At 68.8% G+C, this 619-nt stretch carries 1 protein-coding gene; it reads right to left on the bottom strand.

Features of this window, described 5'->3' with window-relative positions; translation table 11 throughout:
• Positions 1-584: protein kinase (locus G6W55_RS38105; protein WP_175525115.1), on the bottom strand; the 584-nt coding region annotated here is incomplete at its 3' end.
• Between the last annotated feature and the right edge of the window lie 35 nt (positions 585-619).

Below are 619 nucleotides of genomic sequence, written 5' to 3'. Positions count from 1 at the left end.
GCGTCGACCTGCTCGCCCTTGGCCTGCTCCGGGGAGAGGTACTGGGCGGTGCCGATCACCGCGGACGTCTGCGTCATGGTCATGCCGGAGTCGCCCATCGCGCGGGCGATGCCGAAGTCCATGACCTTGACCTGGCCGTTGCGCGTCAGCATGACGTTCGCCGGCTTGATGTCACGGTGCACGATGCCCGCGCGGTGCGAGTACTCCAGCGCCTGGAGGATGCCGATGGTCATCTCCAGCGTCCGCTCCGGCAGCAGCTTGCGGCCGGAGTGGAGCAGCTCACGGAGCGTGGAGCCGTCGACGTACTCCATGACGATGTACGGGATCGAGACCCCGTCCATGTAGTCCTCGCCCGTGTCGTAGACCGCGACGATCGCGGGGTGGTTGAGCGAGGCGGCCGACTGGGCCTCCCGGCGGAACCGGGCCTGGAAGGAAGGGTCGCGCGCGAGGTCCACGCGCAGCGTCTTCACCGCCACGGTGCGACCGAGCCGGATGTCATGTGCGAGGTAGACCTCGGCCATGCCACCACGGCCGAGCACATGGCCCAGCTCGTACCGGCCGCCGAGGCGACGCGGCTCTTCCATAGCTACCTACCAGCCCTCTCCGTCGGTCCCGACCG

It is taken from the genome of Streptomyces sp. CAI-85 (assembly GCF_013363615.1).
Classification (GTDB): Bacteria; Actinomycetota; Actinomycetes; order Streptomycetales; family Streptomycetaceae; genus Streptomyces; species Streptomyces antibioticus_B.
This window is presented reverse-complemented; position numbering and strand designations above follow the sequence as displayed.